Annotated in this window: 17 protein-coding genes and 6 tRNA genes; 20 read left to right on the top strand and 3 right to left on the bottom strand. The window is 33.8% G+C overall.

The annotated features are described in order from the left end of the window. Window positions 1-2: 2 nt before the first annotated feature. A complete protein-coding gene (gene twy1, locus SM9_RS09205) occupies window positions 3-920 on the bottom strand; it encodes a 4-demethylwyosine synthase TYW1 (protein ID WP_058739856.1) in 918 nt (305 codons plus the stop codon). Between the two features lie 311 nt (window positions 921-1,231). Here twy1 and tpiA point away from each other — a divergent pair, with 311 nt between their 5' ends. Together tpiA and SM9_RS09195 are read left to right on the top strand one after the other, a co-directional pair. Next, complete coding sequence (tpiA, locus tag SM9_RS09200; RefSeq protein WP_058739855.1) at window positions 1,232-1,900, top strand: triose-phosphate isomerase; 669 nt, start codon at window positions 1,232-1,234, stop codon at window positions 1,898-1,900. Window positions 1,901-1,912: 12 nt separating this feature from the next. Further along, entirely contained in the window at window positions 1,913-3,130 is a 1,218-nt protein-coding gene (locus tag SM9_RS09195; RefSeq protein WP_058739854.1) for a phosphoglycerate kinase, read from the top strand. Here the strand turns inward: SM9_RS09195 and thiE are convergent. Together thiE and thiM are read right to left on the bottom strand one after the other, a co-directional pair. After that, window positions 3,127-3,747, bottom strand: a complete 621-nt coding sequence (thiE, locus tag SM9_RS09190; RefSeq protein ID WP_058739853.1) for a thiamine phosphate synthase — start codon at window positions 3,745-3,747, stop codon at window positions 3,127-3,129. The two genes, SM9_RS09195 and thiE, sit on opposite strands and share 4 nt — an antisense overlap. Further along, window positions 3,744-4,610, bottom strand: coding sequence for a hydroxyethylthiazole kinase (thiM, locus tag SM9_RS09185; protein WP_058739852.1), 867 nt, complete (start codon window positions 4,608-4,610; stop codon window positions 3,744-3,746). Before thiM ends, thiE begins: the two co-directional genes overlap by 4 nt. Before the next feature lie 120 nt (window positions 4,611-4,730). On the opposite strand from thiM, the gene SM9_RS09180 reads away from it, so the two are divergent. The 18 genes from SM9_RS09180 (at window position 4,731) to SM9_RS09090 (ending at window position 20,836) form a co-directional block, all read left to right on the top strand. Continuing rightward, a tRNA-Thr gene (locus SM9_RS09180) sits at window positions 4,731-4,804 on the top strand. A gap of 77 nt (window positions 4,805-4,881) precedes the next feature. After that, window positions 4,882-4,956: transfer RNA gene (locus SM9_RS09175), tRNA-Pro, on the top strand. 7 nt (window positions 4,957-4,963) lie between these two features. Beyond that, window positions 4,964-5,037: transfer RNA gene (locus tag SM9_RS09170), tRNA-Tyr, on the top strand. Between the two features lie 128 nt (window positions 5,038-5,165). Continuing rightward, window positions 5,166-5,237: transfer RNA gene (locus SM9_RS09165), tRNA-Asp, on the top strand. Between the two features lie 22 nt (window positions 5,238-5,259). Continuing rightward, a tRNA-Lys gene (locus SM9_RS09160) sits at window positions 5,260-5,333 on the top strand. A 41-nt stretch (window positions 5,334-5,374) separates the two neighbouring features. Next, complete coding sequence (locus SM9_RS09155) at window positions 5,375-5,623, top strand: DNA-directed RNA polymerase subunit H (RefSeq protein ID WP_058740347.1); 249 nt, start codon at window positions 5,375-5,377, stop codon at window positions 5,621-5,623. A gap of 217 nt (window positions 5,624-5,840) precedes the next feature. Beyond that, the gene (locus SM9_RS09150) at window positions 5,841-7,424 is read left to right on the top strand and encodes a DNA-directed RNA polymerase subunit B'' (protein ID WP_058739851.1); all 1,584 of its coding nucleotides are present in this window, start codon (window positions 5,841-5,843) and stop codon (window positions 7,422-7,424) included. Window positions 7,425-7,433: 9 nt separating this feature from the next. Continuing rightward, complete coding sequence (gene rpoB, locus SM9_RS09145) at window positions 7,434-9,635, top strand: DNA-directed RNA polymerase subunit B (RefSeq protein ID WP_232299121.1); 2,202 nt, start codon at window positions 7,434-7,436, stop codon at window positions 9,633-9,635. Window positions 9,636-9,698: 63 nt separating this feature from the next. Next, complete coding sequence (locus SM9_RS11755; protein WP_083495929.1) at window positions 9,699-13,115, top strand: DNA-directed RNA polymerase subunit A'; 3,417 nt, start codon at window positions 9,699-9,701, stop codon at window positions 13,113-13,115. 113 nt (window positions 13,116-13,228) lie between these two features. After that, complete coding sequence (gene rpoA2 / locus SM9_RS09130) at window positions 13,229-14,617, top strand: DNA-directed RNA polymerase subunit A'' (RefSeq protein WP_394326124.1); 1,389 nt, start codon at window positions 13,229-13,231, stop codon at window positions 14,615-14,617. An 8-nt stretch (window positions 14,618-14,625) separates the two neighbouring features. Further along, window positions 14,626-14,925 (top strand): 50S ribosomal protein L30e, encoded by a 300-nt coding sequence (locus SM9_RS09125; protein ID WP_198144368.1) that lies wholly within the window; start codon window positions 14,626-14,628, stop codon window positions 14,923-14,925. 6 nt (window positions 14,926-14,931) lie between these two features. Further along, window positions 14,932-15,363 carry a NusA-like transcription termination signal-binding factor gene (locus SM9_RS09120; RefSeq protein ID WP_058739850.1) on the top strand — a complete coding sequence of 144 codons (432 nt, stop codon included), beginning with the start codon at window positions 14,932-14,934 and terminating at the stop codon, window positions 15,361-15,363. A gap of 341 nt (window positions 15,364-15,704) precedes the next feature. After that, entirely contained in the window at window positions 15,705-16,130 is a 426-nt protein-coding gene (locus SM9_RS09115) for a 30S ribosomal protein S12 (RefSeq protein ID WP_004033029.1), read from the top strand. A gap of 14 nt (window positions 16,131-16,144) precedes the next feature. Next, window positions 16,145-16,705: a 30S ribosomal protein S7 gene (locus SM9_RS09110; RefSeq protein ID WP_058739849.1), complete on the top strand. Its 561-nt coding sequence runs from the start codon at window positions 16,145-16,147 to the stop codon at window positions 16,703-16,705. 25 nt (window positions 16,706-16,730) lie between these two features. Further along, window positions 16,731-18,929 (top strand): elongation factor EF-2, encoded by a 2,199-nt coding sequence (locus SM9_RS09105; protein WP_058739848.1) that lies wholly within the window; start codon window positions 16,731-16,733, stop codon window positions 18,927-18,929. A gap of 157 nt (window positions 18,930-19,086) precedes the next feature. Continuing rightward, a complete protein-coding gene (gene tuf, locus SM9_RS09100) occupies window positions 19,087-20,328 on the top strand; it encodes a translation elongation factor EF-1 subunit alpha (protein WP_058739847.1) in 1,242 nt (413 codons plus the stop codon). Between the two features lie 74 nt (window positions 20,329-20,402). After that, on the top strand, window positions 20,403-20,711 hold the full coding sequence (gene rpsJ, locus SM9_RS09095) for a 30S ribosomal protein S10 (RefSeq protein ID WP_058739846.1): 309 nt from the start codon (window positions 20,403-20,405) through the stop codon (window positions 20,709-20,711). A gap of 42 nt (window positions 20,712-20,753) precedes the next feature. Beyond that, window positions 20,754-20,836: transfer RNA gene (locus tag SM9_RS09090), tRNA-Ser, on the top strand. Window positions 20,837-20,871 lie beyond the last annotated feature (35 nt).

Here is a 20,871-nt window from a genome sequence, read left to right as displayed (position 1 = left end):
ATTTATTCTAAAAGTACAACACGACTGACTTCTGATTCATTAGATATTTCTCTACCGCAGTTATCTCCAATTTTTTGAGCGAAGTCTTTTACTTCATCAAATGTCGGCATGTTATCTAATGTTAGTCTTTGACGTGATGAACCAACACACATATATGCTTTCACTTCAACAAAATCCGGATTTGCCTTATCAATTAATTGTGCATATTTTTCAGGATTAACCATATTTCTTCCCTTAACACATGTATTTCTTATACATGTACGTGAGTTAAAACTTGAAAGTGTTTCAAGTGATTCATTTAAATTGTCCCAAGCATTACTTATTCTAGGTCTACAGACAGCATCATAAATTTTACTTGTAGGTGCATCCAAGGAGAGATATAATTGGTACGGATCATTTTCCAGATTTCTTAATCTATCAACACATTGACCGTTACTCACTACAAATGTTGTAAAATCTCTTTTGTTAAATTCACCAATTAACTCATCAATTTTAGGATAAAGTGTAGGTTCACCAGCCAGTGAAATTGCAGCATTGGTTGGTTTTTTTATTTCTTCAAGTTTTTTTGAATTTGCTTTGTCATTCCCATAATATCCGCACAATAAATTATTTTGTGCTTCAATTGCTCCATCAACTATTGTTTTTGGATCATCATATTCGTCATCTTCCCATTCTGTCTGAGTGTAGGTTAAGTCTCTCCAACAAAACTCGCATTCTTGCTGGCAATTAGGAACAGCAGGTGACATCTGCAAACATCTATGTGACTCAATTCCATAGAATTTTTCTTTATAGCAAACTCCTTTATCTACAATACTTTGGCGAGTCCAATGGCAGGTTTTAACTGCTGCATGACCATGAGTTCCTACGAATCGGTATCCACTTTTTTCTAATTTTTCTTGTTGACTTGTATTAAATGACATAAAATCACAATTATTTTTAGTTTTTTTAGTATTAGTATTTTAGGCTATTTTTAAAATTTAATGATTTTTTGGTATTTACATTATTGATTCAATGAATTAATTTAAATTAATTTCATTCAAATCCATTTTTGACCAGAATTATTTACATATATATTAAAAAGCAATTTTTAGGTTTCATGTGAATAAAATCAATTAATCAACTGATATTTTTTTTTAAGATAGTCCACATATTCACAAGAATTTCTAATCATAAGTCTTTTTAATAATGTTATTCAAACATATATAGTAATAAGTTAGTATATGGGGATATTATGAATACACCAATAGTGATATTAAATTATAAAACTTATTTAGAATCAAGTGGATTGAATGCTTTAAATCTCGCACGTGATTTAGAGAGTGCTTCTGCAGAGTCTGGAATCCCAATGGTTGCTGTTCCTCAAGCTGCAGATATTTATAGAATTTCTGAAGAAACATCTTTACCTATTTTCGCTCAACATATTGATTCAATTACTCCTGGTGGACATACTGGAGGTAACTTAATTGAAACTTTGGTTGAAGCTGGAGTTTCAGGTTCTTTAATCAATCATTCTGAAAAAAGAATGCAACTTGCAGGCATTGATGAAGTTATTCGATTATGCAAACAGCATGAAATTGAATCATGTGTTTGTACCAATAATATTGCAACCAGTAAAGCTGTTGCAAGTTTAAATCCTGATGCAGTTGCTGTTGAACCACCAGAACTTATTGGTACTGGTATTCCTGTTTCACAAGCACAGCCTGAAGTTGTAGAAGATAGCGTTAATGGTGTAAAATCTATTAATAAAGATGTTAAAGTTTTATGTGGTGCAGGAATCACTAATGGTGATGATATGAAAGCAGCTATGGATTTAGGTGCTGATGGGGTATTGCTTGCTTCTGGAATTATAAAGGCTGAAAGTCCAAAAGATGCTTTATTAGACCTCGTAAGTAAAATATAAATGAGTGGGAGTATGTCTGGGAAATTTAATACAATAGATGATTTTGACATTGAAGATAAAACTGTTCTTGTACGTATTGATGTAAATTCTCCAGTAGATCCAAGTTCTGGAATTATTTTAGATGATACAAGATTGAAATTACATGCACAAACTATAAGAGAATTGTCTAATAAGGGAGCTCGTGTAGTAATTCTTGCTCACCAAAGTCGTCCTGGTAAAAAGGATTTCACTACATTGTCTCAACATGCTGATGCTTTAGCAGATATTTTGAATTTGAGAGTTAATTATGTTGATTCTATATTTTCAGCTTCCGCCAAAGAAGCTATTAAGAATTTAAAAGCACATGATATTCTTTTACTTGAAAATGTAAGGTTTTTTTCTGAAGAATCACTTTCAAGGAGCCCTGAAGAACAATCCAAAACTATTTTGGTAAGGGAATTATCTCCATTGATTGATTATTTTGTCAATGATGCATTTGCAGCAGCACACCGTTCACAAGCATCTTTGGTTGGTTTTACAGTTAATACACCATCTGCCGCAGGTCGTGTCATGGAAAAAGAATTGACAGTAATTCAGGATGCATTAGATAATGTACAACACCCATGTGTATTTTTGCTTGGTGGAATGAAACCTGATGATTCCATTGATGTTATGGAAAATGTATTGAGCAATGGAACTGCTGATTCAATATTGACAACAGGTATTGTAGCAAATATTGTTATGTGGGCAGCAGGTGTTGATATTGGACAAGTTAATCGTGATTTTATTGCAAGTCGTGGATATGAGGATATGGTTGCCAAGTCCAAAGAATTAATTGAAAGATTTGGTGATAAAGTTAAGTATCCTATTGATATTGCTGTTGATAGGGATGGCGAAAGAGTAGATATAGACTTTGAAGAAATTCCTAATGAATCCATTTTCGACATTGGTGTCAAAACAATAAATTATTATGCTGGAGAAATAAGAAAAGCTAAAACAATATTTGCAAATGGTCCTGCAGGTGTATTTGAAGACCCTAACTTTGCAATGGGTACTGAAGATTTAATTAATGCTATTGCTAATTCTGAAGGTTTTTCATTGATTGGTGGTGGTCATATTGCTGCAGCTACTGCAGGTCTTGGTTGTGAAGACCAAATGAGTCATGTAAGTAGTGGCGGTGGAGCTTGTATTAGTATGTTGGCTGGTAAAGAACTGGCTGCTGTTGAAGCTTTAAAAAAAAGTAAAGATTAGCTATTAAAAATATTTAATAGCTTTTCAGAAGCTTTTTTAGGATTGTCTGCGCTCATTATTGCACTAACTACAGATAATCCTGAAATCCCTGTATTTTTTAATTCGTTTGCATTTTCTATATTTATTCCACCAATTGCTACAACAGGAATGTTTATGGAATCCACAATATTTTTTAAATCTTTTTTTGTAATGCTTGGGGCATCATCTTTGGTTGATGTTGGAAAAACTGCTCCGGTTCCAATATAATCGGCACCATCTTTTTCAGCTTTTTTTGCCTCATCAATGGTTGCAGCGGATACTCCTAATATTTTATTTTCACCTATCAATTCGCGTGTAATGTCACAGGGCATGTCGCTTTGGCCTACATGAACCCCATCAGCATCAACAGCCAATGCCACATCAACACGGTCATTAATTATTAATGGAACATTATATTTTGTTGTAATCTCTTTAACTTTTAATGCTAAATTATAAAAATCTAAAGTGTCTGCAGTTTTTTCTCTTATTTGGACTACAGTAACTCCACCATTAATTGCTTCTTCTATTGTTTTTAAAAATTTTTCTTCATCGTCACTATTATCGGTTACTAGATAAAGGGATAAGTCTATATTATTCATAATATCCTGATTTTTGATTCGTTTACCAGTTCTTCAGCATCTGTTTGGTATAAAGCATCAATTAAAAATGTTCTAAAAGATCCGGTTCCTAAATTATTTTCATCAACTTTTGCTCTTGCCTTTTCACCTGCTTTGTTCATTGCAAGAATAGCAAGCAAAGTTCCATTAAATGGGTCAACAGCACCCGCACAACTTCCAACAAGTGATGATAACATACATCCACTACCTGTTATTAGTGGCATCATTTCATCTCCACCATAAATTGCTATGGTTGTTTTTCCATCACTTAATATATCTATTGGTCCACTTGCTAAGATTACCGTATTTAACTTTTCAGCAGTTTTAGCAATAATTTCACCATTTAATTTTAAGTTTTCTTCAGTTATGACGTCATCATCACAGACATCTACGCCCTTTGCAGTATTTGTATCATCAATAATATTGATTAATTTAGATATTGTTTTTATTTCAGTGATATTTCCACGAATTGCAGCAACATCATAGTTTTCAATTAAGTCTAATGTTGTGTCATTTCTAACTTTGCTTATTCCAACTCCTACTGGATCTATTGTGATTGGGGTATTGGTTTTGTTAGCTTGAGCAGAACTTAATTTCATTGCTTCAATTTGTTCTTTTCTTACTGTTCCAATATTTATTACCAATGCATTTGCGATATTAACAATTTCTTCTACTTCTTGGGGGTCGTCTGCCATTATTGGAGATCCACCTAATGCTAAAATTGCATTTGCACAATCATTTACAGTAACAAAGTTCGTGATACATTGGGTTAATGGTGTTGTGGTTTTAAATTTATTTAATGTATCCGGTATTTTTTTTAGAATTTCATTTTCATTATTTATCATGATTATTAATTATAAATTATCTTATATTTAAAAATTTTTCTTTAATTGGTTTGTTTTACGAAAAGTATTTAAACAATAATTAATAAATAATGTTATGTTACATTAAATACTCACATTTGTGCCTCGGTGGCTCAGCCTGGTAGAGCGCCAGACTTGTAATCTGGTGGTCGCGGGTTCAATTCCCGCCCGGGGCTCATTCTACATTTTTAGATATATTATTAGATAACTTTATATAGAATGAAATGTATATTATAATATGTTGTATGTTGTTGGGACCGTAGGGTAGCTTGGTCGATCCTTTGGGCTTTGGGAGCCTGAGACTCCGGTTCAAATCCGGGCGGTCCCATTCTTGTCCCGCCTTAGCTCAATTTGGCAGAGCGTTGGACTGTAGATCCAAATGTTGCTGGTTCAAGTCCGGCAGGCGGGATTTCAATTATTTTGTTAATGTCATATGAATTTTTTTAAAAATACTATATTTTTTCAAAACATTTATATATGATGACATTCATAATTAATTAATAGTGTATTCTTATGTACACTAAATTTAAGTTCTGTGCCTTGGTGGTGTAGGGGCTATCATGCGGGCCTGTCGAGCCCGCGACTCGGGTTCAAATCCCGGCCAAGGCGCTTAAATTTTATATGTTTTTTAGGGCCCGTAGCTCAGTCTGGCAGAGCGCTTGGCTTTTAACCAAGCGGCCGCGGGTTCAATTCCCGTCGGGCCCGTTCTAATTTTATATTTAACTTTTCTAGCTGGAGGAAAAAATTTGAAAATAGATATTCAACAACATGATTTAGTACCAAAGCATGAAGTTATTTCAGAATCTGAAAAAGAATTGTTACAACAGAATTCTGATTTTGATATTAATGACCTTCCAAAAATTAAAATTAATGATCCTGTAGTTAAAGAACTTGCTAAAAGTCACAATATTTCTGCAGGGGATGTTTTAAAGATTACTCGTAATAGTAAAACTGCTGGTGAATTTATTTCATATAGAATTATTATTGAAGGTTAGATAATTAATATAATTTTAGAGTAAGTTTATATTGTTTAATTTCTGCATTTTTTGTTTTTTTAGAAATTCATTATAAATTAGTTTGAGATGAATTATCTTATAATTAGATAGTTGGGAGTAAATTAAGAATAATGATTTAAAAAATGATATTTTCATTTGTATTTATTTTTATTGTTTAATTTATTTTATTTTGTTTATATAATGCTGGAGGAAGTCAATGACAGATAATAACTGGAAGTTAGTTGATGCATTTTTTGACAAATATGATTTAGTTGATCACCATATTAAATCATACAATGATTTTGTGAATAATAGAATTCAGAAAATTATTGACATTAGTGAACCTATCGTTATTGAAAACGATGAGACTGATGATGAGACTGGTGAATTAAAGAAGGTTAAATATACTGTAAAAACTGGAGAAGTTAAAATTAAAAAACCATTTACTCGTGAAGCAGATGGTTCTAACAGTGATATTTATCCTACAGATGCTAGACTTAGAAATTTAAACTATTCTGCACATATGTATCTTGAAATGGCATTAAATAAGGATGATGAAGAAAATCCTTTGGAAGAGGTTTACATTGGAGAATTGCCTGTAATGTTAAAATCTGATTACTGCTATCTCAATGGTCTTTCTGCTGAAGAGTTGTTAGAGCATAATGAAGATCCGCAGGATTTAGGTGGTTACTTTATAGTTAATGGTTCTGAAAGGGCTGTTGTAACTATGGAAGAAATTGCACCTAATAAGGTTATTCTTGAACGTGTTAAAGAAATTGAAGATAGACATGCTAAAGCTGTTGTAACTTCAATTAGAAGTGGTTTTAGAGCTAGAATCACTCTAGAATATAAGAAGCCACGTAAAAATAAAGCATTTTTAAGAGTATCTTTCCCTTATGTTCCTGGTGAAATACCACTTGTTATTTTATTAAGGGCTTTAGGTTTGTCCACTGATGAACAAATTATTACAAAAATTTCAGAATCCAATAATAATTTCCAAATGATTATTGCAGACGATATTAAAGTATCTGAAGAAGCTCTCAAAATAGATCCTGAAGAAATGGAAGGATTAACTATTGAAGAGAGGAATGATTATTTAACTACATCTGCTATTAAATATATTGGAAACCGTGTTGCTTTTAAAATGTCTGAGGATTATCGTATTCAACGTGCTGAAGAAGTAATTGATCGTTATTTATTACCTCATTTAGGGGATAGTGAAGAAAAACGTGCAGATAAAGCTACTTATTTAGCAGAAATGACTGAAATGTTGCTTGAAGTCATTCACGATCAAAGAGAACCTCACGATAAGGACCACTATACTAATAAAAGACTTAGAGTTTCTGGAGATTTAATGGAAGATTTATTCAGAGTTGCTTTCACTAATTTAACAAGAGATATGAGTTACCAACTTGAAAGAAGTATTTCCCGAGGAAAAGAGCTTTCTATTAAACAGGCAGTTCGTAGTGATGTTTTAACTGAAAACATTAAACATGCGATTGCTACGGGTAATTGGGTTGGTGGAAGAGCTGGTGTAAGCCAACTTTTAGATAGGACTAGTTATATGGGTACACTTTCTCATTTAAGACGTGTTGTATCACCATTAACAAGAAGTCAACCTCACTTTGAAGCAAGAGATTTGCATCCAACTCAATTTGGTAAAATTTGTCCGAATGAGACTCCTGAGGGACCAAATTGTGGTTTAGTAAAGAATTTAGCTTTAATGTGTAATATTTCAGAAGGTTCTGATGAACAAGAAATAAAAGATATTATTGAAACTATGGATGTTGAATTGATTTAAGGAGGTGAAATGTTGACTAAATATACTGATAAAGATGTAATTAATGCTTATAAATTTTTTGGATATGATAGTATTGTTACTCGTAAAAAAATTAGGGATGCCTTTGAAGAATTAGTTAAAGAACATCATCCGGATAATGGCGGCGATGAAGAGAAAATGTCAGAAATCAATTTCCACAAAGAGGTCATTGAAAACTTTTTCAAATCCCATAAAAAATTAGGTAAAAATACCAGACTTAACAAAGCATTCCATGAAGTATTTGAAAACATGGAATCTCCAAATGAAGTTGAAGAAGAATCTGAGGATGTCACTATGAATGAAGATACAGAATCAATGGAAATTGCTTTAAGCGAAGAAGTTATTGATAATGAAGTTGTTGTTGAAGCTCCAGTTACTCAATTTATTAAAACAAAAATTTACATAAATGGTGAACTTTTCGGAACTTGTGATAATCCTAAAGAGTTTACTCAACAAATGAGAGAAAAAAGAAGAAATGGTCAAATTTCTCATGAAATGAATATTACTTATTATGAAGATAATAATGAGATTTATATCTTCAATGATCCAGGTAGGGCTAGAAGGCCTTTAATCATTGTTAAAGAAGGTCAACCTCTTCTCACTGAAGATCATCTTAATAAAGTTGCTAACGGCAAGTTAAAATGGGATGACTTAATAGAAAAAGGTTTAATTGAATATTTGGATGCGGAAGAAGAGGAAAACTCTTACATTGCTATGAGATTAAATGAATTAAATGCTGAACATACTCATTTGGAAATTGACCCTGCTACTATGTTGGGAATTTGTGCAGGTATCATTCCATTTTCAGACCATAATTCCTCTCCAAGGAACACTATGGAAGCAGGTATGACAAAACAGGCTTTAGGTTTATATGTATCTAATTATGCATTCCGTACTGACACTAGGGCTCATTTATTGCATCATCCTCAAACCCCTATCGTAAAAACACGTATCATTGACTCAACTAACTATGATTTAAGACCATCAGGTCAAAACTTTGTTGTTGCATTAATGTCTTATGAAGGATATAACATGGAGGATGCAATGGTTATAAACAAAGGTTCTCTTGAAAGGGGATTAGGCAGATCTTCATTTTTCAGATCTTATGATACTTCAGAAAAAAGATATCCTGGTGGTCAAGAGGATAATTTCGAAGTTCCTGATAAAAACATTAAAGGATACCGCTCTGAAGAAGCATACAGACACTTGGATGAATTTGGTGTTGTAAATCCTGAATCCTATGTTGAATCTGGTGATGTGTTAATTGGTAAAACTTCACCTCCAAGATTTTTAGGGGAATTTGATGAATTAGCCAGTGCTGCAGAAAAAAGAAGAGAAACTTCTGTTACTGTACGTCATGGTGAAAAAGGTATTGTTGATGCTGTTTTATTAACTGAAACTATTGAAGGTTCCAGACTAGCTAAAATTAGGGTAAGGGATACCAGGCAACCTGAATTTGGTGATAAATTTGCATCAAGACACGGTCAGAAAGGGGTTATTGGTTTAATCTTATCTCCTGAAGATGTTCCTTTCACAGAATTCGGTGTTGTTCCGGATTTAATTGTTAATCCACACGCTATTCCTTCAAGGATGTCTGTAGGTCAGGTGCTTGAGATGGTTGCAGGTAAAGCTGGTTGTCTTGAAGGAGAACGTGTTGACGGTACTCCATTCAATGTAGAACTTGAAAAAACTATCAAACAACATCTTTTAAATCATGGATTTGAATCTGCAGGTTGTGAATCATTATACAATGGTGTAACTGGTGAAAGAATTGAAGCTGAAATCTTCGTTGGAGTAGCATATTATCAAAAATTACACCACATGACAACTGATAAAGTTTATGCTCGTTCTAGAGGTCCAGTACAAGTTCTTACACGTCAGCCTACTGAAGGTAGGGCTCGTGAAGGAGGTTTAAGGTTTGGAGAAATGGAAAGAGATTGTCTTATTGCTCATGGTGCTGCTTTAACCTTAAAAGAAAGACTTTTAGATGAATCCGATAAATATGAAGCAATTGTTTGTGAAAATTGTGGAATGTTAGCTGTTGAAGATAAAAATAGAAATAAAAAATATTGTCCTATTTGTGGAGATGTAGAAACTTATCCAGTCGAAATATCATACGCATTTAAATTATTATTAGACGAACTTAAAAGTTTATGTATCTTCCCTAAATTAGTTTTAGGAGACAAAGCATAATTTGAAGGAGCCGGTACATTGAAAGAATTTATCAAAAAAATTGAAAGAATTAACTTTGGATTAATGTCTCCAGAAGATATTCGTAAAATGTCTGTTGTTCGTGTAGAAACTCCAGATACTTATGACTCTGATGGTTATCCAATTGAAAATGGTTTAATGGATCCTCGTTTAGGTGTTTTAGATCCTTCTTTAAGATGTCACACTTGTGGTGTCAGAGGTGGGGATTGTCAAGGACACTTTGGTAGTATTGAACTTGCAAGACCTGTTCTTCATGTTGGTTTTGGAGATATTATTCACAAGATTTTACGTTCTACTTGTAATCACTGTGGTCGTGTTCTCTTGCCTGAGGATGTTTTAGATGACTACAGGGAAAAACTTGCTGATGCAGTAAATCATAAAGAAAACTTGGAGGATATCTTAAAAAAGATTCAAAATGAAGCTAAAAAAGTTGAAATGAATGAAAACAAACAAAATGATCTTGTTGATAAAATCATGAGTGAAATCTATCCTGAAAAGGATGATGAGTATGATGATGCAGATAGACAGGATATTTTGTTGAATATTTTGAACCAACTTTATGCTGAAGCATATATGGAAAGGGATGAAACTGAAGAGAAACATTCATTCAAGTACATCGACCCAAAACAGCTTTGTCCTCATTGTAGGAAAAACCAATCTTTGGAAGATATCGAAGCAAGCTATGATATAATCGAAACAAAAAATACTGCGGATATTGAATCCATCAAAGAAAATATCCGTGCAAATATCGATGACGAATACACTAAAAAAATAGAAAAAATCGATAAAAAACTTGCTGAAGATATTAGCAGTGAAGAAGTTGAAAAATTAGAAGAAGAAAGGGCTAAATTAGTTGAAGAACAAGAATTAAAATCTGATAAGAAATTCAGCAACGAATTTAAAAGACGTATCAGAGATTATATCAAAGCATATATTCAAGATCTTGTTCAGGAATCCATTGTTTTGGATAAGCCTACTACTATCAGCCAAGGTGAATATAAGTTAACCGCTTCTGAAATCAGGGAAAGGCTCGAAAGAATCAATGATGAAGATATATATGTATTAGGTATCAATCCTGAAGTTGCTAGACCTGAATGGTTAGTTTTAACTGTTTTACCTGTTCCTCCAGTAACTGTTAGACCTTCTATTACTTTGGATACTGGTGAACGTTCAGAAGATGACTTGACTCACAAGCTTGTAGATATTTTACGTATTAATCAAAGATTAGTTGAAAATATGGAAGCGGGTGCTCCACAATTAATTGTTGAAGATTTATGGGATTTATTACAATATCATGTTACCACTTACTTTGATAATGAGGCTAGTGGTGTTCCACCATCCAAACATAGGTCAGGCAGACCATTAAAAACCTTAACTCAAAGGTTAAAAGGAAAAGAAGGAAGATTCAGATCAAACCTTTCTGGTAAACGTGTAAACTTTTCAGCACGTACTGTAATTTCTCCTGATCCAAATATCAGTATTAATGAAGTTGGTGTTCCTGAAATGATTGCAAAAGAGGTAACCGTACCTGCTTATGTAAATGACTGGAACATCGATGAAATCAAAACATATATTGAAAACGGTCCTGATGTACACCCTGGTGCTAATTATATGATTACCGAATCAGGAAACAGAAGGAAAATCAATGAGGATACAAAAGAATTTATCCTTGAGAATTTAAAACCTGGTGATATTGTAGAAAGACATTTGAAAGATGGAGATATGGTTTTATTCAATCGTCAACCTTCTCTTCACAGAATGAGTATGATGGCACACGAAGTAAGGGTATTGCCTTACAAAACTTTCAGGTTAAACTTATGTGTATGTCCTCCATACAATGCAGACTTCGATGGAGACGAAATGAACATGCACGTTTTCCAAACTGATGAATCCCGTGCAGAAGCAAAATCATTAATGCGTGTACAAGAGCACATTTTATCTCCAAGGTTCGGTGGACCAATTATCGGTGCAATTCACGACCACATTTCTGGAGCATATCTGTTAACAAGAAAAACAATGAAATTCACTGAAGAACAAGCATTGCAAATTGTTCGTAAATCACATTTACCAATACCTCAAAACGATGGGGAAAAATGGATTTTAAAAGCGGAATCTCAAGAAAGCCCGGAAATTGAAAGAGAAATTGCTAAAAAGACTAAAAATGTCCGTGGAACTAAAGCAGATAAGGAAGTTTATCTTAACACTTTAGATTTAACTGAAGATGAAATAGCTAAACGTCTCAAAGCAAACAAATGGGATGATGAAGAAAAAGAAACCATTAAAAACATTGCAAAGAAACGTATTGCTGATGAAATCGCTGCTAAATATTCATCAGATGCTGAAGATAACTCTGATTCACTTATAATTAAAAATAATGGTGATGAGTGGACTGGTAAAGAGTTATTCTCATTACTCTTACCAAATAACTTAAACTTAACTTATAAAGCTGAAATTTGTACTAAATGTGGTCAATGTGACAAAATTTTAAGAGAGGCACCTGACCCATCAGTTGTCGATTATGATAAATTATGTCCTATTGATGCTTATGTTATGATTGAAAATGGTATCTTAAAACATGGAGTAATCGATGAAAAAGCATATGGATCCATGTCTGGTCAAATTTTGGATAAAATAGTTAAAGAATATGGTCCTGGAAGAGCTAAAGAATTCTTAGACAGATCAACTGACTTAGCTATCTGTGGAATCATGGTAACTGGTATCACCACCAGTCTAAACGATGAAGAAATTCCTGAAGAAGCTCAAGCAAGGATTAATGAGCATTTACAAAAATCTGAAGAAAAAGTAGATAGATTAATTGATGCATATAATGAAGGTATTCTTGATGCTTTGCCGGGTAGAAGTTTAGAAGAAACTTTGGAAATGAGAATCATGCAAGTTCTCGGGGAAGCTAGGGATAAATCTGGTGAAATTGCAGAAGATTACTTGACTATGGAACACAATCACTCTGTTGTCATGGCACGTACCGGTGCTAGGGCATCCATGTTGAACTTGACTCAGATTACTTCCTGTGTAGGTCAACAGGCAGTTAGGGGTGGACGTATCCACAGGGGTTACATTGAAAGAACATTGCCTCACTTCAAAAGAAACGAATTAGGGGCAAAAGCGAAAGGATTTGTACATTCAAGTTATAAATCTGGACTTGACCCAATTGAATTCTTCTTCCACGCAATGGGGGGAAGAGAAGGTCTTGTAGATACTGCGATTCGTACAGCACAATCAGGTTATATGCAAAGAAGACTTGTAAACGCACTTCAAGACTTGCAGGTAAAACCATCCGGACTTGTAACTGATAATCAAAGTAATGTTGTTCAAAGAATCTTTGGTGACGATGGAGTAGATCCGGCTAAAAGTGACTTTGGTATAGCAGCAAACTTAGACAAACTCATTGAAGAGATTAAATTAGAAGAAAAATCTAATGAAATATCTCAGGTAGGTAAATAAGGGGTGTAAATATGGATGAATTAATTGAAAAAGTGCAAAATACTTTGGAAGAGCGTAATATTTGCATTCCAGAAAATTATGATATTAAAAATATTTTAGTGGATTATGATTCAATAGATGTTACTGATGAAGTATTTGAAGAAATAATCGCTAAATTAAAAAATATTAATTTAATTTGTAATTTATTAAATCAATTTAATATGGATTTTGTTGAATTTTCACAAACTTTAGAGGAAAATGATATTGAATTGTTGGATTATTATTATATTAAAAATATTTTCAGCAAATTCAATACTAACCAACTTTCCGAAGAAGATTTGGACTCTGTCATTGGCCAAATATCTGTCATCGATAAAGTTTTAAATGTGCTATTCGATAAAGGTATTGAATTCCCTAAAGGTTATGTTGAAGATTTAGCAAATGCTTATACTCGTCGTGATTTAACTGATGATGAATTAGATAAACTTGTTGACAAGCTAAAAACTGCCTATGACCGAGCTCATGTTGAAGCTGGAGAGGCTGTTGGAACAGTAGCTGCACAATCTGTTGGTGAACCGGGTACTCAGATGACTATGCGTACTTTTCACTATGCAGGGGTTACTGAATTAAACGTAACATTAGGTCTTCCGAGACTTATTGAGATTGTTGATGCAAGAAAAGACATTGCAACTCCAACAATGGATATTTACTTTGAGGAAGACAAACGTTATGATGAAGAATTTGTTAAGACTTTAGCAAATAAAATTGGAAAAAGTACTATTAACGATATTCTTGATGATTTTAACTTAAATTATGCTGAAATGCAAGTTGAAGCTACATTGTCAGATAAAAAAATAGATGAAAGAAGACTTGTCAAAGAGGATATTATTCAAAAAATCGAAGCTGACTTTAAAAAAGAGAAACCAGAAATCAATGGTAATCTCATAATAATCAAGCCTAAGCAGGATGGGGATGACAGACACAGAATCCGTAATCTCCGTTTGTTAGCAGATAAAGTTCGTGATTTACAAATCAGTGGTGTCAAAAAAATTGGTAAAGTCATTATTCGTAAAGATGAAGAATGGGTTATTCACACTGAAGGATCCAATCTTAAAGAAATTTTATCTTTTGATGGAATTGATGCTAGGAGAACTACAACTAACAGTATTCGTGAAATCGAAGATGTTTTAGGTATTGAAGCAGCTCGTCAATCAATTATTAATGAGGCTAATAATACTCTCTCAGAACAAGGGCTTACTGTTGATGTAAGACATATTATGTTAGTTGCAGATATCATGACTTCCGAGGGTGAAGTAAAATCTATTGGTAGACATGGTATTAGTGGTGAAAAATCAAGTGTTTTAGCACGTGCAGCTTTTGAAGAAACTGGTAAACATTTACTTAACGCAAGTATTCGTGGTGAAGTAGATGATTTAACCGGTATCATCGAAAATATTATTATTGGACAACCAATACCTCTTGGTACCGGATCAATCGGTGTCAAAATGGCAAAAAATGAATAGGAGGCTAGATGATGGACGTAGATAGAGGAATCAGGGTAGCTGTTGATACAGGTGATGTAACTTTAGGCTCTGAAAAATCAATTCAATCTTTAAAATTAGGAAAAGGACAACTTGTTGTTGTTGCTCAAAATGCTCCTAAAGACATTATTGAAGATGTTGAATATTATGCAAGACTCTCAGAAATTCCTTGTCACATTTATGATGGAACAAGTGTTGATTTAGGTTCTGTTTGTGGTAAACCTTTTACCGTTGCTACATTAATCGTTAACGATCCAGGAGATTCTACTATATTAGACGATTTGAGGTAGATTTACGTGTCTATTAAATTCGGTGCAAATGAAATAAGATTCATTGCTCTGTTTGAAAATATGACTGGAGCAATGGTTAAGGATTGCATTATCGATGATGATAACAATAAGGTTACTTTCGTTGTTAAGCAAGGAGATATGGGATTAGCTATAGGCAAACGTGGAAGTACCGTATCAAAAGTTCAAAGGGCAGTAGATAGAGGAGTTGAAGTCATTGAATTAAATGAAGATCCGGCTCAATTTATTAGAAATGTTTTATCTCCGGCAGAATTACAAAGTGTAAAAATTTCAACTAGAAAATCTGGAGAAAAAATTGCTACTGTTGCAACAGATAATACTAATAAGCGTATTGCTATTGGTAAAAATGGTATTAACATTGAAAGAGCTAAATTATTAGCTAATAGACTTCATAATATTGACAATATTATTTTAAAATAGCTTTTTTTAAAGCTATTTATATATTTTTTTTATTTCATTTTTTGAAAATTTATTTTTTTTATTTTTTCATTGATAAAAACCATACCTTTATAAAGGTTAAAAAAGATATTTAATTGTAAGATATCGATACTTATTACAAACATGACTATGTGTGCTTTTTGTCTATGTTTAAAATTTACTTTCAGATATCTTTGTTTTAGATAAAAATTGTTATTTATCTATTAATTATTATTTACTAATTTATATCTTAGAATTTAGATTGTACTGTTAGTGTACAGTATAAATCGCAGCGGTGGATTCTTAGATATGTTTTTTGACAAAAATGTTTAGAGGAAAAAATTATGCCAGGACTTTTTGCTGCAAAAAAACTTAAAAAAAATAGACAAAATTTTAAGTGGAAAGATGTGGATTACAAAAGGAAAGCTTTAAGATTAGACGTTAAAGCAGACCCTCTTGAAGGAGCTCCTCAAGCTAGAGGTATTGTAATCGAAAAAGTAGGGATAGAAGCAAAACAACCTAACTCTGCTATTCGTAAATGTGTACGTGTTCAATTAATTAAAAACGGTAAACAATTAACTGCTTTCGCACCAGGTGACGGAGCTATTGGTTTTATCGATGAGCACGATGAAGTTATGATTGAAGGAATTGGAGGACCATCCGGAAGATCCATGGGAGATATTCCTGGAGTTCGTTGGAAAGTGTCCAAAGTTAACAATGTAGCTTTATCTGAAATGGTAAGTGGAAAAATTGAAAAACCTGTAAGATAAGGAAGGTAATTTTTATGAGTAAATTATTTGATAAATGGGATCTCGATGAAGTAAAAGTTGAGGACTTAGGTTTAATTAAATACATTTGTTTGGATGAAACTCTTGTACCTCACACTTCAGGTAGACATGTAAAAAGACAATTCGCAAAATCAAAAGTATCTATTGTTGAAAGATTAATGAACAAAGTTATGAGAACCCACCTCAACTCAGGTAAGAAAAATAAAGCTTATAACATTGTAAAAGAAGCATTAGAAATTATCAACAAAAGAACTAAAAAGAATCCTGTTCAAGTTTTAGTTACTGCAGTTGAAAATACTGCACCTCGTGAAGAAACTACCCGTATCAAATACGGTGGTATCGGATACCAAGTGGCTGTGGATATTTCTCCACAAAGAAGAGTTGACTTATCCCTTGGTTTCTTGACTAGAGGTACTTTACAATCATCATTCAAAAACAAAAAATCTGTTGCTGAATGTTTGGCTGATGAATTAATTCTTGCTTCTGAAGAAGATTCAAGAAGTTTTGCTTTACAAAAAGCTGAAGAGAAAGAAAGAGTTGCTAAAGCAGCACACTAATCTTATAATATTTTAGGTGGTTATTTTGAGTAGAAGAGACAAAATGATTGCAAAAATCAAAGAATTAATGTATGAACCTGACCAAATCAGAAATATCGGTATCTGTGCTCACATCGATCACGGTAAAACCACTTTATCTGATAACCTCTTAGCAGGTGCAGGTATGATTTCTGAAGAACTTGCTGGTGACCAAAGATTCTTAGATTTTGATGAGCAAGAACAAGCTCGTGGTATTACTATTGATGCAGCAAACGTATCTATGGTACACGATTATAAAGAAAATGAATACTTAATTAACTTAATTGATACTCCAGGTCACGTTGACTTTGGTGGGGATGTAACTCGTGCTATGAGAGCTGTGGATGGTGCAGTAGTTGTTGTTTGTGCTGTAGAAGGTATCATGCCTCAAACAGAAACTGTATTCAGACAAGCTTTAAAAGAAAACGTAAAACCTGTTTTATTCATTAACAAAGTTGACAGATTAATCAACGAGTTAAAATTAGAACCTGAAGAATTACAAAACAGATTCTTGAAAATCTTCATGGAAGCTAACAAGTTAATCAAAAACATGGCTCCTGAAGATAAAAAAGAAGAATGGAAATTAGACTTCACTGACGGTAGTGTAGCTTTCGGTTCAGCATACCACAACTGGGCTATCAATGTTCCAACCATGCAAGAAACTGGAATCAACTTTAAAGATATTATTGATTACTGTAATGCTGATAATGAAAAAGAATTAGCTCAAAAAGTACCTTTATCCGACGTATTATTAGGTATGGTAGTAGAACACTTACCTTCTCCTAAAGAAGCTCAAGTTTACAGAGTACCTAACATATGGGATGGAGACATCGAATCTCCTGCTGGTCAATGTATGGTAGAAACTTCTCCTGACGGACCTTTAGCTGTAATGGTTACCAATGTATCTGTAGATAAGCACGCTGGTGAAATCGCAACAGGTAGGGTTTATGGAGGAGCTATTGAAAAAGGTACAGAAGTATATCTCGTTGGTTCTCACGGTAAATCCAGAGTACAACAAGTAGGTGTATACTTCGGTCCTGAAAGAGTTAACACCGATAGAGTACCTGCAGGTAACATTGTATATGTTGCTGGTGCAAAAGGTGCAATCGCTGGGGAAACTCTCTGTTCACCTGAAGACAAAATTAAAGAGTTTGAAGGTTTAGAACACATTTCAGAACCTGTAGTTACTGTTGCTGTAGAAGCTAAAAATACTAAAGACTTACCAAAACTTATTGAAGTATTAAGACAAGTTGGTAAAGAAGATCCTACTGTTAAAATTGATATTAATGAAGAAACTGGTGAACACTTAGTGTCTGGTATGGGTGAACTTCACTTAGAAGTTATCGGATACAGAATTGGAGAAAAAGGTGTAGATATCACTACTTCCGAACCTATTGTTGTATACAGAGAAACTGTAAGAAAATTATCTCCACAAGTTGAAGGTAAATCTCCAAACAAACATAACAGATTCTACATAACTGTCGAACCTTTAGAACCAGCTATTTACGACGCTATCCAAGATGGTGACATAAAAGAAGGTAGAGTTAAAGGTAAAGAAGCAGCTAATGACTTCATGGAATACGGATTAGATAAAGAAGAAGCTAGAAGAGTCTGGTCTGTCCACAACAGAAGCTTATTCCTTAACATGACTCGTGGTATTCAATACTTGGATGAAGTTAAAGAATTGTTACTCGAAGGATTTGAATCCACTTTGGAAAGTGGTCCATTAGGTGAAGAAATCTCCATGGGATTAAAATTCAAACTCCACGATGCAAAACTTCACGAAGACGCAGTTCACAGAGGACCTGCACAAGTATTACCTGCAATCAGAAACGCAATTTTAGGTGCTATGACTCTTGCAGAACCTGCTTTACTTGAACCTATGCAAAAAGTAGTTATTGACACTCCTAATGATTACATGGGAGCATGTACCCGTGAAATCCAAAACAGAAGAGGTCAAATTGTTGACATGGGTCAAGAAGGAGACATGGCAAGAATCGAATCCAAAGTTCCTGTAGCAGAAATGTTCGGTTTTGCTGGTGACATCAGATCCGCAGCAGAAGGTAGATGTTTATGGTCTACTGAAATTGCAGGATTTGAACCACTCCCACGTGAAATGCAAAACCAAATTGTGAGAGAAATCAGACAAAGAAAAGGTTTATCTCCAGAACCGTTCCCTACAAGTCACTACTTAGGAGACATATAAATTTAAAATTTAATTTTAATTTTTTATTTTTTATATTTTTATAAAAAATTCATGAAAAAAACATTATCTATTTATATGTTAAAATATAAATTAAATTTAAGCTAACATTTAAGCTTACTAATGTTTGTTAATATATAATTTAAAATGAGGTATTATAATGGCAAAAGAAAAAGAACATCTTAACTTAGCATTTATTGGACACGTTGACCACGGAAAATCCACTTTAGTTGGACACTTATTATTAAAAGCTGGTGCAATCGCTGAACAACAATTAGATGACGGAGAAAACAAATTCAGATTTGTTATGGACAAATTAGGAGAAGAAAGAGAAAGAGGAGTAACTATCGATTTAGCTCACCAAAAATTCTCCACCAAAAAATACGACTACACTGTAGTAGACTGCCCAGGACACAGAGACTTCGTTAAAAACATGATCACTGGTGCTTCCCAAGCAGACGCAGGTGTATTAGTTGTTGCAGCTGACGACGGTGTAATGCCACAAACTAAAGAACACGTGTTCTTATCCAAAACTTTAGGTATCAACCAATTAATCGTAGCTATTAACAAAATCGACTTAGTTGATTACAGTGAAGACAAATACAATGAATTAAAAGAAGAAGTATCAAACTTAATCAAAACCGTAGGTTTCAACCCTGCTGAAGTACCTTTCATCCCATTATCTGCATTTGAAGGGGACAACATTAAAGAAGCAAGTTCCAACACTCCTTGGTACAAAGGTGACGCATTAATTGACGCTTTAGACAAATTAACTCCACCTGAAAAACCAACCGACTTACCTTTAAGAATTCCTATTCAAGATGTCTACTCCATTACTGGTGTAGGTACTGTACCTGTAGGAAGAGTTGAAACCGGTATCATGAAAAAAGGTGAAAACGTTATCTTCCAACCTGCTGGAGCTTCCGGAGAAGTTAAATCTATCGAAATGCACCACGAAGTATTTGATGTTGCTGAACCTGGTGACAACATTGGATTTAACGTAAGAGGTGTCGGTAAAAACGATATCAGAAGAGGAGACGTAGCTGGACACACTGATTCCGCTCCTACTGTTGCAAGAGAATTCAAAGCACAAATTGTTGTTTTACAACACCCTGGTGTAATCACCGTTGGATACACTCCTGTATTCCACTGTCACACTTCCCAAGTAGCATGTACTTTCTTAGAATTAATGCAAAAATTAAACCCTGCTACTGGTGCTGTTGACGAAGAAAACCCTGATTTCTTAAAAACTGGTAATGCAGCTATTGTTAAAATCAAACCTACTAAACCAATGTGTCTCGAAAACGCAAAAGAAATCCCACAAATGGGTAGATTTGCTATCAGAGATATGGGTCAAACTGTTGCAGCTGGTTTATGTATTGAAATTACTGAAAAACAATAAGTTTGTGAAAATTTGTGTTTAAGTTTTTAACTTAACACTATCTTTTCTTTTTTTTGTACTTTGGAGGATAATTAATGAATCAAGCAAGAATTAAGCTTACAGGAACCGATCCAGAAAAATTAGCATATGTTTGTGACCAACTTAAAAACATTGCTGAAAGAACTGGTGTGGATTTATCTGGTCCTATTCCATTACCTACTAAAAAATTAGTAGTTCCTACAAGAAAATCACCAGATGGTGAAGGAAAAGCTTCTTGGGAAAAATGGGAACTTAGGATTCACAAACGTTTAGTCGGTATTGGAGCTGACGAACGTGCAATGAGACAAGTAATGAAAGTTAATGTTCCTGATAATGTAAGTATAGAAATTGAACTTAAAGGATAAATATTTAGACTTTTCTAAATATTTCCTTGTTATATTCATAAAGCCGAGATAGTCTAGCCTGGTAAGGCGCGGGACTTGAAATCCCGTGGAGTTTCTCCGCCTGGGTTCAAATCCCAGTCTCGGCGTTATTATAAATTTTTCAAATTTAAAAATAAGATTT

Source organism: Methanobrevibacter millerae, assembly GCF_001477655.1.
Lineage (GTDB): Archaea > Methanobacteriota > Methanobacteria > Methanobacteriales > Methanobacteriaceae > Methanocatella > Methanocatella millerae_A.
The sequence above is the reverse complement of the archived record's forward strand: the minus strand, read 5'-3'. Positions and strand labels throughout refer to the sequence as shown.